Origin of the sequence: Microcoleus sp. LAD1_D3, from assembly GCF_036702135.1 — a bacterium.
Classification (GTDB): Bacteria; Cyanobacteriota; Cyanobacteriia; order Cyanobacteriales; family Microcoleaceae; genus Microcoleus.
Window position 1 is genome coordinate 1 of record NZ_JAUBSB010000030.1, and the last position, 15,997, is coordinate 15,997.

10 protein-coding genes are annotated in these 15,997 nt (G+C 47.2%); 6 read left to right on the forward strand and 4 right to left on the reverse strand.

The features are described 5' to 3' along the window. The first annotated feature begins 530 nt into the window (after positions 1 to 530). The 6 genes from QUA74_RS17510 (at position 531) to QUA74_RS17535 (ending at position 10,025) form a co-directional block, all read left to right on the forward strand. Positions 531 to 1,721, forward strand: a complete 1,191-nt coding sequence (locus QUA74_RS17510; RefSeq protein ID WP_333331480.1) for a glycosyltransferase — start codon at positions 531 to 533, stop codon at positions 1,719 to 1,721. A 74-nt stretch (positions 1,722 to 1,795) separates the two neighbouring features. After that, the gene (locus QUA74_RS17515; protein ID WP_333331484.1) at positions 1,796 to 3,106 is read left to right on the forward strand and encodes a glycosyltransferase family 2 protein; all 1,311 of its coding nucleotides are present in this window, start codon (positions 1,796 to 1,798) and stop codon (positions 3,104 to 3,106) included. 255 nt (positions 3,107 to 3,361) lie between these two features. Next, positions 3,362 to 4,612, forward strand: coding sequence for a glycosyltransferase (locus tag QUA74_RS17520; RefSeq protein ID WP_333331487.1), 1,251 nt, complete (start codon positions 3,362 to 3,364; stop codon positions 4,610 to 4,612). Continuing rightward, positions 4,609 to 5,400: an ABC transporter permease gene (locus QUA74_RS17525; protein WP_333148033.1), complete on the forward strand. Its 792-nt coding sequence runs from the start codon at positions 4,609 to 4,611 to the stop codon at positions 5,398 to 5,400. The genes QUA74_RS17520 and QUA74_RS17525 overlap by 4 nt, the downstream gene beginning before the upstream one ends. Next, positions 5,401 to 7,473: a Wzt carbohydrate-binding domain-containing protein gene (locus QUA74_RS17530; RefSeq protein WP_333331489.1), complete on the forward strand. Its 2,073-nt coding sequence runs from the start codon at positions 5,401 to 5,403 to the stop codon at positions 7,471 to 7,473. It begins immediately after the preceding gene. A 134-nt stretch (positions 7,474 to 7,607) separates the two neighbouring features. Then, complete coding sequence (locus tag QUA74_RS17535; protein WP_333331492.1) at positions 7,608 to 10,025, forward strand: sulfotransferase; 2,418 nt, start codon at positions 7,608 to 7,610, stop codon at positions 10,023 to 10,025. Positions 10,026 to 10,223: 198 nt separating this feature from the next. Here the strand turns inward: QUA74_RS17535 and QUA74_RS17540 are convergent, their stop codons facing one another. The 4 genes from QUA74_RS17540 to QUA74_RS17555 all read right to left on the reverse strand — a co-directional run bounded on the left by QUA74_RS17540 (position 10,224) and on the right by QUA74_RS17555 (position 15,818). Then, positions 10,224 to 10,592 carry an aspartyl protease gene (locus tag QUA74_RS17540; RefSeq protein ID WP_333331494.1) on the reverse strand — a complete coding sequence of 123 codons (369 nt, stop codon included), beginning with the start codon at positions 10,590 to 10,592 and terminating at the stop codon, positions 10,224 to 10,226. Further along, a complete protein-coding gene (locus QUA74_RS17545) occupies positions 10,589 to 10,906 on the reverse strand; it encodes a hypothetical protein (RefSeq protein ID WP_333331496.1) in 318 nt (105 codons plus the stop codon). Before QUA74_RS17545 ends, QUA74_RS17540 begins: the two co-directional genes overlap by 4 nt. A 112-nt stretch (positions 10,907 to 11,018) precedes the next feature. After that, on the reverse strand, positions 11,019 to 12,926 hold the full coding sequence (gene dxs, locus QUA74_RS17550) for a 1-deoxy-D-xylulose-5-phosphate synthase (RefSeq protein WP_333331499.1): 1,908 nt from the start codon (positions 12,924 to 12,926) through the stop codon (positions 11,019 to 11,021). A 765-nt stretch (positions 12,927 to 13,691) separates the two neighbouring features. Next, positions 13,692 to 15,818: a protein phosphatase 2C domain-containing protein gene (locus tag QUA74_RS17555; RefSeq protein WP_333331502.1), complete on the reverse strand. Its 2,127-nt coding sequence runs from the start codon at positions 15,816 to 15,818 to the stop codon at positions 13,692 to 13,694. Between the last annotated feature and the right edge of the window lie 179 nt (positions 15,819 to 15,997).

Sequence of the window (15,997 nt, forward strand, 5' to 3'; positions counted from 1 at the left end):
GTTAAAGGGAAAAACTTTTTGACTCCAACTTTTCACAACTGATAAAAAATTCCACACACATCTGCGGAATGTGGGTTTAACCGCGAAAGTTTGAAGGGCGGGAGTGTTTAATTGTTTGCTATGTTGCCCTTGAATAGTACCCGATCGCAATTAAAGCTGAAATGAGGAGCGATCGCACAAACCGGGTTTTGTAAAAAAAATGGGGTCTTTACAGGTGACATTAATGGCGAGGATTGGTGGCGTTCTGCTGCCAATAGCACCTGCAATTGACACAAGCCTCGACGAGGGATCGTTGACGGTGGTAAAATTTGTGTTGGGAAAAAACTTGACATCAGCGGGTCATTGAAAGTAAAAATAAATAAAAGCAATAAAAACAATGAGGCTTTATCTTTGATTCGCGATCGGCAATCGGCAAGTAGGGCATTGAGAAGTTGCTATCCCCTAAAACAATTTCTGCTAAAATACATCCGGTAATATACGGAGTATCTAGGATTTTTTCGCAATCTAAAATATAAAATTAAAAATCTAAAATGGCAACAGCTATTCTTGAGCTGGAAATCTCCAAACTCCCGCCAGAAATTACGGTTGAGGAGCGTTACAGCAAAGCCTTAGTTTTAATTCGACTGCACGGAAAACCGATCGGCCAAGCTCTATTGTCGCTCGTCGGAGGTCGCGCCGACGGCTCCCAATTGCGGGAAACACTGATGAACGCTGCAGGGGACAACCTTTGGAAAAATTGGCTCTACGATACCCTCGCATGGGATGAGCGGGGGCCGGTGGAGGCATTGCCGATCGCCACTGTAGCGGTTTGCACGCGCGATCGCCCGGAAGATTTGCGGCGCTGTCTAGACGCGCTGATGCAGCTCCCAGACGAGGGTCAGGAATACTTAGTAATTGACAATTGTCCCAGCACGGACGCTACCAAGGAACTGCTCAAAAATTACCCGCAAGTCCGCTATGTGCGCGAAGACGTACCAGGCTCCAGCGCTGCCCGTAACCGAGCTTTACGCGAAGCTAAACATGAATTCGTAGCCTTTACAGATGACGATGCGGCTCCCGATCCGAACTGGCTGCGATCGCTCTTGTGGAATTTTAGCGATCCGCGAGTTATGTGCGTCACGGGGCTGGTGATGCCCTTGGAACTGGAAACCGAAGCGCAAGAATGGTTTGAGTGGTACAGCCCGCACGGGCGGGGATTTGAGCGCCGAGTTTTTGATGGGGCGCAGTGCAATCCTCTGATTGTGCATCTTGTGGGAGTTTCGGCCAGTATGGCTGTGCGGAAAAGTTCGATCGACTACATTGGCCTGTTTGACGAAGCTTTGGGGGCGGGAACACCCACGGTAGGTGGCGAAGACTGTGAACTCTTTGCCCGCATTTTGCGCGCGGGCTACTGCATTGTCTACGAGCCGAGAGCATTGAGCTGGCACCGCCATCGGCGCACTTGGGAAGAATTGCGAAAAACGCTCCAAGGCTACGGCATCGGAGTCTATGCTTTCTGGACGCGGCTGTTTGTAATCAACAGAGAATTCAGTGTGCCTCTATTAGCTTGGGGATGGCTGCGGTATAAGCAAATTCCTGAATTAATTGCTTCTTTGCGAAAGCAACCGGATGCGGTTCCGAGGGATTTGCTGTGGGCTCAATTCCGAGGCTGCATTAGCGGACCGATGGCTTATTTTGCTTCTCGGAAGTTGTTACAAAAAATTAAGGGGAGCAATGAATAGGGATTTTTAGATTATTTTTAACGGCAGATGAAGGGAGATGAAATGCAGATGAAGTTAATTGTTGTAATGTAAATATGGAAAATCTAACAGTTAGCATAATTATTCCTAGCCACAACCGAAGTTCTTCGCTGCGACGGGCTTTGGATGCTTTGCACTTGCAGACTTATCCGATCGACCTGATGGAAGTTATGGTAGTGGCAGATAGCTGCATTGACGATACTTTGGCAATGCTACAAGACTACAAAGCTCCGTTTAAACTGCAGGCGATCGAGGTAAATTGCCGGAGTGCTTCGATCGCCCGCAATACGGGAGCGGCTTCGGCTACCGGGAAATTGCTGCTGTTTCTCGACGACGATATCGAAGCGCTGCCACCTTTGGTGGAAAGCCATGCGCGGGTTCACCGAGAGCGTCCGGGAGCGGCTGTCATGGGCCCCTATCCACCTAAGTTGCACGGAGGAACTAGGTTTTTTGACGTGGAAGTGCGCTCGTGGTGGGAAGAGAAGTTTTATCAGATGAGCCAACCGGGTCACCGATTTACTTATCAAGATTTGCTCAGCGGCAACCTTTCTTTGGATGCAGAACTGTTTGGTCGTCTCGATGGGTTTGATTCGGCTTTTGGGAACTGCGGCGGAGAAGATTACGAGTTTGGGGTGCGTTTGCTGAAAGCTGCTGTACCTTTTGCTGTAGCGGGGGATGCTGTGGGCTATCATTACGAACACGAAACTAATAATCTCGATCGCTCTTTCCGCCGATGTCGTCAGGAAGGGCGATCGGATGTTTTGATCGGCCGCCGACACCCGGAACTTAGACCGATCATGCAGGTAGCAGCCTACGAAACTGCTTACTCGCTGGTAGATAAAATTGTGGTGGCGGTCACGTTTTTCTGGCCGGCTGCTGTGGATTGGCTGGCCCGGGGACTGAGGAAATCTCTTGATTTACTCGAAAGCTTGGGGATGCGGGGAACTTGGCGGTGGTTGCGGTCAAAATTGCGCGGTTATTGGTATTTGCGGGGTGTCATTGATGAGTTGAAAAGTCGCTCTGCTATTTCTAGTTTTATGCAAGGAGGCCCGGCCCGTGCTGATTTGGGCGGATATGAAATTAACATTGATTTGCAGCAAGGTTGGGAAGTGGCAGAAAGTCTGCTGGATGCGGAACGACCGGCTGGGGTTTACCTGTATTATGACCAACTAACAGTCGGCCATATTTTTCCGCAAGCGGGCGCGGAACCGCTGCGGGGCGCTCACTTGCGATCGATTCTGGCGCTTCACTTTGCTCAACCCCTGGCTGGGGCGATCGCGGTTAACGGTTTGCCCCGCACTGCTGAAACGCTTGAAGAAAAACCTTTAGTTGCTTTGGAAACTTACGAGTTAGCAATTAAGAGCTAAGTAAATAGGTACAAATAAAGATTACATGATTCGGGCAGGTGAGTGCCTTCATCTTCTCGCTTATATCTGGTTATGCTTAGCTAAACTAGCCCCTAGAAGATTTTTTTTCGTTCATATCTACTGAATTCGGGGAAGTTAAACCAAAAACTCAAACCTCAAAAGTTGGGAAATTGGAAAGTTGCAACCCCAAAGTTAAAAGTCCCAAGTCAAAACTTTTCTATCTAGTGCCCGCTGCAAAATTTTCAGGAGCAAGTTATGGCAATAAAAGTGATGGAGATTGAGTTTACCGAACAGATTAATCCGATTAGGCAACTCGAACAATACGAAGGAGTTCGCATTTTAGTTCGCTACCGGGGACGGCTTCTGGGCTGGGCTTCTGTTAGTAACAATCCCTGGGAACAAACAATTTCCGCTGAGCGAGTGCGACAAACAATTGTGGATCAGTTAGGAAAAGAGTTGGTGCGATCGACTTTAGGAGAGCAGTTCGGCGCTGTTTCTGAAGCAGTGGCGGATCGCCACCTGCCGTCAATTAGCGTTGTCATCTGCACGCGCGATCGCACAGATTTGCTCAAAGGCGCTCTGGAAGCTCTGCTCGCCCTCGACTATCCGCACCGCGAAATTATCGTTATAGACAACGCTCCTGCAACCACCAGCACCGCTGAATTCGTCGCGGATGCGCCGGTACGCTATGTCAAGGAAGAACGGCCAGGATTGGACTGGGCGCGCAATCGCGGGATCGCTGAAGCGCGGCATGAGATTATTGCTTTTACTGACGACGACGTGCGGCCAGAGCGGGGTTGGCTGCGGGGTATTGCTGCGGCGTTTGCTGACCCAGAAATTATGGCCGTGAGCGGTTTAGTCGCGCCGGCGGAACTAGAAACAGAGGCTCAAATTCAATTTGAACTCCGCTACGGGGGAATGCTGCAATACCTCGACAGTTTTAAATTTGATGGTAGCAAGCTCTCGACGTGGGAGTTGCTGTGGGCGAGCAAATACGGCGTGGGGGCGAATATGGCTTTCCGGCGACGAGTTTTTGCGGAAGTTGGGAATTTTGACGTTGCTCTTGATGTGGGTACGGCGACTTGCGGTGGTGGGGATATTGAGATGTTTCATCGGATTTTGGCGAAGGGATACTCGACTTTTTATGAGCCGAGTGCTTTTGTGTGGCATCGGCACAGACGCAGCGCCGAGGCTTTGAGCCGGCAGTTACAGGACAACGGGCGCAGCTTTGGGGCTTTTTTACTGACGTGCTATCGCAACCGCACTGTGCCGCGCTGGGAAATTTGGAAATTTGCTATGTTTCAGTGGCTTGGTTGGTGGCTGGTGCGCCGCTTGGGGGTTCCGGGTTTGCTGCCGCGCAAGTTGGTAGTCAGCGAGTTATTAGGAGCTCTCGACAGTCCTTTTGCTTACAGAAAAGCGCAGGTGCAGGCGCAGCATTTAGCTGAGATTGAGCCGGAAGAGCAGCTACAGTCGGAACCGCAGGAAGTTGCCGGAGGTGTGCGATGAGAAGTGTTCCCAGGCTGGGTTACAGGCGCAAAATCGCTCATTTCTTCGATTTGCTGCGGGTGTTGGTCGATCGCGATATAAAATTACTTTACAAGCGATCAACTTTGGGGATTGCTTGGACTTTAATCAATCCGCTGTTGCAGTTAGCTGTATTTTCATTTGTATTTCGTTCTGTTGTACCGATTAACGTTCCGAAATTTTCTTCCTTTGCTTTCAGCGGTTTGTTAATCTGGAGTTGGTCTCAAACCGCATTATTTCAAGCAACGGGATTAATTACCAACAATAAAGCGCTAATCAGACAGCCTAATTTTCCCACGGCAATTTTGCCGGTAGTCACGACTATGACGGGGCTAATTCACTTTCTGTTAGCTTTGCCGGTGTTAATTATCTTTCTGGCAATTGATGGCGTTCAGCCGAGTGCAGTGCTGTTTGTGTTGCCGCTGCTGATGGCTATTCAGTTTATTTTGACTGTCAGTTTGGCTTATCCCCTCGCCGCTTTGAATGTCACTTTTCGCGATACTCAGCACACTTTGGGCGTAGTTTTGCAGATGCTGTTTTACCTGACTCCGATTTTCTACGACCTCAACAGCGTACCGAAACAATTTCAGCCTCTTTATCAGTTGAATCCTATGGTGCCACTGCTGGGAGCTTACCGCGCCATACTGCTCAAAGGTACGCAGCCGGATTGGCTGGCGCTGTTAATTCTTAGCTTGGTTGTGGCTGCTCTTTTGCCGATCGGACTGGGAATTTTTAGACGGCAAAGCAATACTTTTGTGGAGGAACTGTAAATGCGTCAAGCTATTGTTGTCAAGGGTTTGGGGAAACGTTTCAACCGCTACTCTGCCGATCGACCTTATACGATTATGCAGGCCGCTTTGGCGGGTTTTCGGCAGATGAAACCGCAGGCGCGTTTTTGGGCACTGCGGGATATCAATTTCACTGTTTCTCCCGGGGAGATGCTGGGAATTCTCGGCAAGAATGGCGCGGGAAAATCGACGCTGCTGCAACTTGTTGGCGGTATCGGCCAGGCTCAAGAAGGAACTATTGAAGTTAATGGCAGAATTGGCGGTTTGTTGGATTTGGGTGCGGGTTTTCACTCGGATTTAACCGGCCGAGAAAATGTGTTTGTGGGTGCGGTGGTGGCCGGTTTGACTCGTCGGGAAGCGGCGCGCCGATTTGATGATATTGTGGAATTTGCGGAATTGCAACAGTTTATTGATAGCCCGATGCGGACTTACAGTACAGGGATGCAAATGCGGCTGGCTTTTTCGGTGGCGGTACACACCGATCCAGAAGTGCTGTTAGTTGATGAACATTTGTCGGTTGGTGATGTGGCTTTTCAAAATAAATGTTTGAACAGAATCACGGAGTTTAAGAATCAAGGCTGTGCGATTGTTTTGATTTCTCACAACGCGGCGCAAATTCATAAACTGTGCGATCGGGCTTTGTGGCTGAAATCAGGTGAAATCGTGGCTTATGGGGAACCGGAAGTGGTAGTCGGTCAGTATTTGTCGGAAATGCGCCCAGCAACCGAAAAACGCACTCCCATGCGTCCTCCTGAAGTGACGAGTACGGGTTCGCAACTGCGAATCAATGACAATCGCTTCGGTTCTTTGGAAGTAGAAATTACGGATGTCAAAGTGTTGCCGGATGATGAGATAAACAGTGGCGATCCTATTACTGTGGAAATTCATTATTCTGTACCGAAGCCAATTTCGGCGGCTATTTTTGGCGTGACAATTAGCCGGGAAGACGGTCAAAGTTGTTTTGAGACTAATACGAATCAAATGGGCAGATTGCTGCCGCTGGCGGAAGGTAAAGGCACAATCCGCCTGCACGTAGACAGGCTGGATTTAGGCAACGGTCAGTATTACGTGAATGCTGGGGTTTACGAGAAGAGTTTGGCTTACGCCTATGATTATCATTGGCACACTTATCCGCTGTATGTGCGATCGACTGTAAACCAAAAAACGATTCTTTGTCCGCCCTACCGCTGGGAATTTGATGACAAAATGCAGGTTGGGGATTTACCAGAACCAATCGAAAAAGTTCACGCCTTGAATAAGGATAATCCCGCCTATGCCAAGATTTTGACTCAGTTGACAAATAAGCAGGAACCAGACTTTTTAATTATTGGCGCTCAACAGTGCGGCACGGAACCTCTATCCGGCTATCTCGCAAATCACTTGCAAATTATCAAAGAAGGTTCCCGCGAAATTCACTTTTTTGATTTGAATTTTGAGCGGGGCGTTGATTGGTACAGCAAGCATTTGACGCGCAGTGTGGCGGATGAGAAGGTGTTGCTGTGGGAAATGACTCCTTACTATATTTATCATCCGTTGGTGGCAGAGCGGGTTTACAAGTGTTTCCCGGATGTTAAGCTGATTGTAATGCTGCGAAACCCGGTAAAACGAGCTTGGCTGAACTATCATTTAGAAGTGGCGATCGGCTGCGAAAAGCTGGATTTTGAAAAGGCGATCGCTTCCGAGCCCGATCGCCTAAAAGGTGAAATTGAAAAGCTCAAAGCTGATCCAAGTTATTACAGCTTCAACCACCAACATTATTCTTATTTGTCGCGAGGAATTTATGTTGAACAAATCAGGAATTGGCTCGATTATTTTCCGAGGGAACAGTTGCTAATTCTCAAAAGCGAAGATTTTGAGGCAAATACGGACAAAGTTTTTTCCGACGTGTTAGATTTCTTGGATATTAGTGCGATCGCAAGTAAACAATATGAGATTAATACGATCGAGGAGTACAGCAAAATACCAGCAGCAATCGAACAACAACTGACAGATTATTTCAAGCCTTACAATCAGGAACTTTCTGATTTGTTAAAACAGGATTTTACTTGGAGTTAGAAAAATAGTTTTTAACCGCAGAGAGGGCACAGAGGAACATAAATCCTACCTCTTTATTCTCTCCCTCTGTGCCCTCTGCGCTCTCTGCGGTTCATAAAAAAAATCTCATTCACAACAACTTATAAAGTATAAAAATGAAACGAATATTTCTAGTGGGAGCTCCTCGCAGCGGCACAACAATTCTTCAAAGCTTATTAGCCGCTCATCCCGAAGTTATTTCTTTTCCAGAATCTAAGTTTTTTCACTATTTGCTGTACGATCAGTTTGCTGGAAAGTTGCCAGGTAGAATGGAAGCTTTTTTTAAGGATGAGATTAAACGTCCTGAACTTTTGAAAGATTTTGATGACAGCCAAAGTGTGGAAGCTAAAGCTAGTTGGTTTGTGAGAGTTTTGGATGGTTTGGCTGCTGAACAAAAAAACAGCGTTTGGTTGGAAAAAACGCCGGAACACATATATTTTATTGATGACATAGAGCGCTTTTTGCCGGATGCGAAATTTATACATATTTTGCGAAATGGTATGGATACAATAGCTTCTATGTATGAGGCTACTAAGAGTTTTAACGAATTGTGGGGCGCTGGTTGGGATTTAAACCACTGTATCTATCGCTGGGAACACGCGATGTTAACTAGCCACAAATATATTAATAAATCCAATCATATATTAGTTAAATATGAGGAGCTTTTAGATAACAAAACACAAATTCTAGGAAAAATCTGTCATTTTATGGGCATTGAATATGACGGCACAATGCTCGTTAATTATCAAGAAAAAGCCGCGAATCTCAGTTTAAATCTACCTTGGCACAAAGGAATTGAGAGAGATGTCAAAAGTAGTAACGTTCACAAATATCATAAAATTTTCACTCGAAATGAAATCAGATATATTTTAGATAAAGTTAAGCGAGTCAACGGTGAAATGGCCTGGAAAGTTACGGTGGAAGTGACCGAACCAATTTCGGATATTTACGCTGGGCAAATATGCGATCGCCTGTGCTGTACGATCAAACTAGAAGGAATTCAACTCGGTATTATTGAATTGCCGATTTGCGATGGCATGGTTGCGGCTTCGGTGTTGGCGGATGCGGTTGCAGCCCAGTTTGCTTGGCCAATTATCGATCGCTTCTTTCAACGCAAGCGTTGCGAAAAGGGCAATAAATTGTGGGAAACTTTGCTGGAACCATTCCACCCTAAACATGACTGGACGCTATTTCTGCAAGAATTATGGGGGCGTCCGCATTGGCATTTGGAGGATTTCTACAAGCCTGAAATAGCTGAGAAAGTCTCAACAATTACCCTCGAAAAAGATGTGATGGTCTTAGAAATTAGCGAGGAATTTGCTAATATAAAAGTTGAGCTTTCTGAAATTGACGTGCTGGTGAAAGTAGGCGGCGTTGCTGTCGGTATTGTCACTGTTGCGGTGGAAAATAAGTTTGTTTCGGCTCAAAAATTGCGATCGACAATTACTCGAAATATGGGTTTTGAGTTGTGCGTCGCCGCCGTGCGAGAAGCTTTGATGGGAAAACCACTCAACGGCAAGCAATGGCTACGATCGCGCTTAGCCTCTTGTGCTCAACAAAGGTCTAATTTGCCCGACTGGTTGAATGCACCGGGTGCTGGGGGCATTTATCCCCAAAATGCGGTGATGTTCGGCAGGCGATCGGGTGCGATCGGGACGAGTGTCAGCCGTCGCGCCGCACTCCCGGCGGCGGCGCTGCAGGAAATCGAGTCAGCCGCGGCAATCGCTGGGGAACCGACAATGCAAATTCCCCAAGAAAACGAGTTTCCCAAGCAAGTATTTTACGCACCGGAAATCATTGGCTCAAAATCTTCTTATCGGGAAGTTTCTCACTCGGTGAAACCTCAAGTTTTTGACAATCATAGCTTTACACAAAAACTCCCGATTCTCTCGTACCGCCGCATTTCTCCTGACGGTTTAGACGCAGTTACTCCCCAGATTTTTGAACAACAGTTACACAATCTCAAAAATCTGGGTTATTACAGTGCGAGTTGGGAAAATTGGCGAAGCGCAAAACTGGCTAAAACTCCTTTACCCGGTAAAGCTATATTGATGACTTTTGACGGCGGCTATCTGGACTTTTTCCAATATGCTTTGCCTCTGCTAAAACGCTTTGATTTTACAGCCACTGTTTTTCTGGTAGCGGAGTCAATAGGAAAGACCAATAGTTGGGAAAAAGCCGAATTTGAAGAAGTACCGTTAATGGGATGGCAGGAAATTTTGCAACTGCGGGATGCAGGAATTGAATTCGGTTCTATGTCTGCTACTCATCAACCTTTGACTGCATTGTCGCCCACAGAAATTGTGCGGGAGGCGGCCAAATCCCGTGCCATATTGGAACGGGGATTAGAGAAATCTGTTAAATGTTTTGCCTATCCTTACGGTGATGTCGATCCAATTGTAGCGCATTTAATTGGCGCGAGTGGATATACTTTTGGTGTATCATATACATTGAATTTTAGCAGTTTTGAAGATTCTTTGTTGTTGCTGCCACGCATTCAAGTCACCGCAGAAAATGCCTTAAAATTAGCTTAGTATGGTGCGTCTATCAGCGAGATTTTTCCCTCAACTAACAATCTCTCAAGGGACGCACCTTACAAGTGAAATTTCTTAATCAATTCCTTAATTTTTCTCTGCAAATAACCGCCTAAGCCTAGGATTCTCGCGCAGTGACCGCCTGCTGGGCCGGCTCCTACTATTACTATGTCAAAACTTTTTAAAGTCATCTTGCTTTTAACTCGCTCCCAATGTCAAAACACCCGCAGGCATATCAACTACTAACCGCCGAGTTTTCAGCCACTGGCGACCGATTAAAATTTCCGGTACTCCGTCACCCACATGAACGGGAATGTCAAATTCTAGATACTCAATACGCACTTTTCCTACATAAAGATCGAAATTAAATTCTCCCTTAGCTGTTCGCATTTTTTCTTGTTTGACATATGTCCAATCAAGTCCCTCTAAATCCTGACTGTCCATTGCTAACGAGCCAGAAAAACCTGTATCAAGCAGAGCATCAACAGGTAATTCTAAGCCGTTATCAGCAATCAGTTCAATTTCAAAAAATAGCTCGTCCTCATCACCAAATCTTCCTTGAATCATATTGTGCCACAAACTCCGGTTTCATTGATCCGAAAAACGTGCAATTTAGCTTTCGGGTATTTCTCATGGGCTAGGTTTGCAACTAGCATATCATCCTTGTCGATAAAATATTCCCCGCTGTCGGGTTCAACCGCCATGTACCAGTTGTAGTGGGTTTTAATCAATTCTGGTTTTAGGCGATCGAAAATAGGTTTGCAGCGCTGATAAAATGCTTCTCTTTCAGCACGCCACTGGGCTTTTTTCTCTTCTGACCACTGGATTTCGGGGAATAATCTTCCCCGCCGTACTATGCGATTTGGTTTCACGTTAGTCATTGTTTTTTCTCCCTTATCCTCAAATCTTCCTTCAATCATGTTGCTCTTTCACTGTCATAGATCGGATATCGAAGAGTAAGGTGCGCTAGGCGCACCCTACAATTTTAGCTATTTACACGCTAACAGGAGACTGTTTGCGGCTGAATGTTGCTAAGATGCGATCGCACATTTGCGACGGATTTAATCCCAAACTGGCAAATGATTGTTCAGGCGTTGCATGATCTACCAATGTATCGGGTACACCCAACCGCATCACTGGAACCACAACATTATTGTCCAACAAAGCTTCGGCTACTGCTGAACCGAAACCTCCCATCAAACAGCCTTCTTCCATTGTGACAACTTTGCCGATTCGCTGTGCTAAAGGCAAGATTAATTCGGTATCCAAAGGCTTGACAAAACGCGCATTGATCACAGTTGCTTCAATGCCGTGTTCGCTCAGAATCTCGGCGGTTTGCATTGCCGGATAAACCATTGAACCGTAACCCAATATCAACAAATCGTCGCCGTTGCGGAGAATTTCGGCTTTGCCGATCGGCAATTCTTCCCAACCTTCTTCCATCAAAGGCACACCGTAACCGTTGCCGCGCGGGTAACGCATCGTGATCGGGCCGCTTGTGTGGTTGATTCCCGTGACTATCATCCGCTGCAATTCTGCCTCATCTTTTGGTGCCATAACTACCATATTTGGCAGGCATCGCAAGAAGGAAATGTCGTACATTCCTTGGTGAGTTGGCCCGTCAGCCCCGACAATGCCCGCGCGATCCAAACAGAAGAAAACTGGCAAATTTTGGATGCAGACATCGTGAATTATTTGGTCATATCCCCGCTGCACAAATGTCGAGTAAATTGCCACAACCGGGCGCATTCCTTCGCAGGCTAAACCAGCGGATAAAGTCACGGCGTGCTGTTCGGCAATCCCGACATCAATGTACTGTTTCGGCAGTTTTTCATGAAGTTTATCCAGACCTGTTCCGGTTGCCATAGCAGCGGTAATGCCGACAATTTTGGGATTATCTTCTGCTAGCTTGACCAGGGCGTGGGCAAAGACTTTCGAGTAAGCTGGAGGCTTGGGTTTAGTGGAGGGAATGCCTTTGCCCGTGGCTAAGTTAAAGGGATTTTGGGCGTGATATCCTACTTGGTCTTTTTCGGCGATCGCATATCCTTTGCCCTTCACCGTCACAACGTGAACTAGCACCGGCCCTTGAATGGTATGAGCTTGTTTGAAAGTGGTAATTAACTCTTCCAAATTGTGTCCATCTACCGGGCCCATGTAAGTAAAGCCCAATTCTTCAATTACTGCTCCAACTTTCGAGACTGCCAAGCGTTTCATCCCTTCTTTGAGGCGTTCCATTTCTGGAGTAAAAGTTTCGCCGACAAAGGGAATGTGTTTGAATTGTTCCTCTAAGTTATCTTTGAGAAACTGCACTGGTGGCGACAATCGCATCTTGTTCAAATAGCGGGTAATTGCGCCGACGTTGGGCGAGATTGACATCTCGTTGTCGTTGAGGACAACTAACAAATTGGTTTTCGGCATATGGCCCGCGTGGTTGATGGCTTCGAGTGCCATGCCGCCAGTCAATGCGCCGTCGCCGATGACTGCTACAGTTTTAAAGTTTTCCCCCTTGAGGTCGCGCGCCATTGCCATTCCTAGTGCTGCGGAAATGCTTGTGGAAGCGTGACCTGCACCGAAGTGGTCGAATTTGCTCTCGCAGCGCTTGAGATAGCCTGCAACGCCGTCTTTTTGGCGGAGGGTGTGGAATTGGTTGTAGCGGCCGGTTATCAATTTGTGAGGATAAGCTTGGTGGCCGACATCCCAAGTAACTTTGTCGCGATCGAGGTCGAGTGTTTGGTAGAGTGCTAAGGTCAGTTCGACTACACCCAATCCTGGGCCGAGGTGGCCGCCGCTAGCGGCTACAGTTTCTAAATGCTTTTCTCGAATTTGTCGGGCAATTTGTTCGAGTTGATGAATCGAGAGGCCGTGTAATTGGTTTGGGTGAGTCAGTTCGCTGAGATGCATATTTTAAAATCTTGCTCCTGTGAATCAGGACGAATCCTTAACAGATATAGGTTGTGCCTGCGAGGTTGGGTACGCGCAAACGTTAGAATAGTTTAACGGTTATTTGAGAAAAACTGTTAGGCGTAAGATTTTTGTTATTTTTGGTCTGGTAATTATAGTTAATAAATTGTGCGCCGTCAATATAAAAAAAGCTTATGTTGTTAGTTCCTAATCGCTAATTGTTAGCTGCATGGAGATTCTTAAGCATTTTTAACTACTTTTTGTAGTGATGGCTGACTTTTTAGCCATCTTGTTTCTGCAAGCGGACTATGATACAAAATTATTAACTGTGATGGGAGCATCTCATATTTGTAAAAACACTTCTTCTGGCTCCTTCCTTCTGCCTCAAAACTTTAATTTATAGCTGGGCTGCAAAAGTGAGATGCTCCCAACAGTGATTTATATAAAATAACTTATGTCAAGTCATTGGTAACAACTTAGAAATGAGTAGATTTTGTCAATCCCTATAACTGGATAAAAAATTCACTAATAATGATAACAAAAAAGGGGAAAGGTTGGACGAGCCCAACTAAGGCGATTATCATTATCAATAAATTGTCAAATAGTTTTCACACGCCTGCGAGAAAATTATGTAATACCAAATCCGGGTTAATTACCTCTAATTTATGACGACTTAATTCAATAGACCTCTTGCAAAAATAATTAGGACGGGCTCTCCAGCCCATCAATTGAGGAAAAGGATTTTTGCAAGAGGTCTAATCTCCCTTACTCCGGTGATGGCAAAGGAGTTTCCGCTTCTTCGGGCGGCGCAATTTCTGCAGGAGTCGATTCGGGCGACGGCGAGAGACTCTCGCTATCGGGCGGCGGAATTTCCGCAGGAGTCGATTCGGGCGACGGCGAGAGACTCTCGCTATCGGGCGGCGGAATTTCCGAAGGACTCGGAGCGGGAATTTCCGGCGGTGGCGGAAGTTGTTCGGGATCTGGCTGGCGGCTTTGGAGGCTTTGCACCCACAAACCTAAACCACCGCCGGCTAATATCAGCCCCAACACCCCCAGTAGGGGCAGCGGAAGCTTGGACTGCCGTTTTTGAACGGGTTCCGGGGCGGGGGAAGTTTCGGGGTACAACAACTGTTTGGACGATTCTGAAAGCTGAGATTCTGGAATCCTCCCGGACTTCTGGAGGGATGCCGCGAGGGAAGGTGGCAGCGACACCGAGGCTGACACTGGCGCTGACGCCACCGCCGGATCAAACAGTACCAATCTCTCCGGCGACATCCGACAGTGAGTCGCCACCACCGAGGTGTTGTCATAACCGTTTTTCTCGTTGGCGAGACGAATCCAAGACTGAACTGCGGCTTCCAAAGACATTTTGCCCTCAAGCACCTCTGGGCCGTAATTCTCCCAAGATTGCTCTACCCAGTCGTTGTCGCTCAAACCGTCGGAACACAGCAGCAGTAAGCCTTCCTCTTCGACAATAAATCGCTGAATCGTCGGGCGCAGGAAATCGCCGTCCCGCGTGCCCAAAGCTTGAGTCAGGGCTCCTGCATCGGATCGCAGTTGAGTTTCCCAGTATAAACAGTGTCCTAGCTGGACTTCCCTTGACGCTACGTCGTCGTCCACAGTCAGCCGCTGACAGTAATTTTTGCCAATCCAATAAGCGCGGCTGTCTCCAACATTGACTAAATAAAGTTCGTGACTGTTATTTGAGGGCAAATCCTCGGAAATTTTCACTTTTTGAGGCAACTGGAGGGCCATCACCAAAGTCGTCCCCATCCGCTGGCGCAACTCTTTTCCCTGCTCATTATTTTGAGCAGAAATCACATTATTCACAACTCTGACTATTTCTTCGAGTTGCTTGATGACCATTGTTGGCGTCATCAACTCTTCTTGTTGAGCGATTTCTGCGAGCAAATTTTGGATTAAAGCTTTCAGGGACTGCACGGCTAATTGACTGGCAACTTCTCCTCCTTCGTGACCTCCAACCCCGTCGCAAACCATTGTCAAGTAAGGAATTAGTTTCTCACCCCCAGAAGTTTTGCTAGATTGAAAATCAGCAGCAGTCGGATAGCAACTGTCTTCATTTTGGGAGCGCTGCGGCCCGGTATCTGTCATGCCGACTACTTCTAAGTGCAGAGGCAATTGAGCGGCTTGTTCTAATAGTAAATCGTTGAGTTCCAGGGCGATCGCGTCGAAATTCATGCTGCTGCGGCGCATAAACTGACAAATCTCTCCGAGTCTCGACTGCACTTCGGGTTGCGCGGATTCCACCAAACCTGACCACACATCTCCCAAATCCCGCAGCGTCGGTACAAAATTGCCCCGGTGCAGTTCCAGCAGGCGTACCCGCCAACCTTCCACCCGCAAATTTTCCGGTACCAGCAAACTCGAAGCGACTCCTTGTTCCGACAGCGGCCCCCACAGTTGGAGCATTTGCCACAGCCAGTAAACTTGGCGCGGGGCGCTTGTCCCAGACCAAGATTCTAAAATAGAAGGATACGGGCGACCGAAATTATTGATGGGCACATTTTCCAACAACAGCACCTCTGCCGCTTCCGGTGCTTCCCCTAGGGAACAAAAACCGTATACTTCAGGCGTATGCAGCCGTTGGGGATACAAATGCAGGTAAGGCATAATCGTATCCGGCAGTTGTTCCGGGACGCTGGGAGGCAAAGCTGGACGGCTGTCGAGCCAGATTTGGGGTGCAATGACAAAGTATCGATCGGCTATTACCTTACCCGTCGGCACTTCCTCGGCTGCTTGTCCCACCACCCACACATAGCGATAAATTAAATCCGTTTCGCACGCTGCACAGTGCTGGCGGCCAAAGGTATTGCGTGGATCGGGACAGCTAAGATTCGGGCAATAAATGGGTTCGGAGAAACTGCTGATCATATCGAAATAGTTTGTGTAAAAACATTCTGAAGATATAGGATTCGCAAGCCCAAATTTATGAGCTTGAGAATAAACTGATTTTAGCCCCTACCAATTTCTTAACTGCCTTTGGGCCCCTAGAAATTGTAGTTTCTGCCAGTCTGCACCGGCTTAAATTGTAATTTAAGTTACTAAACTCT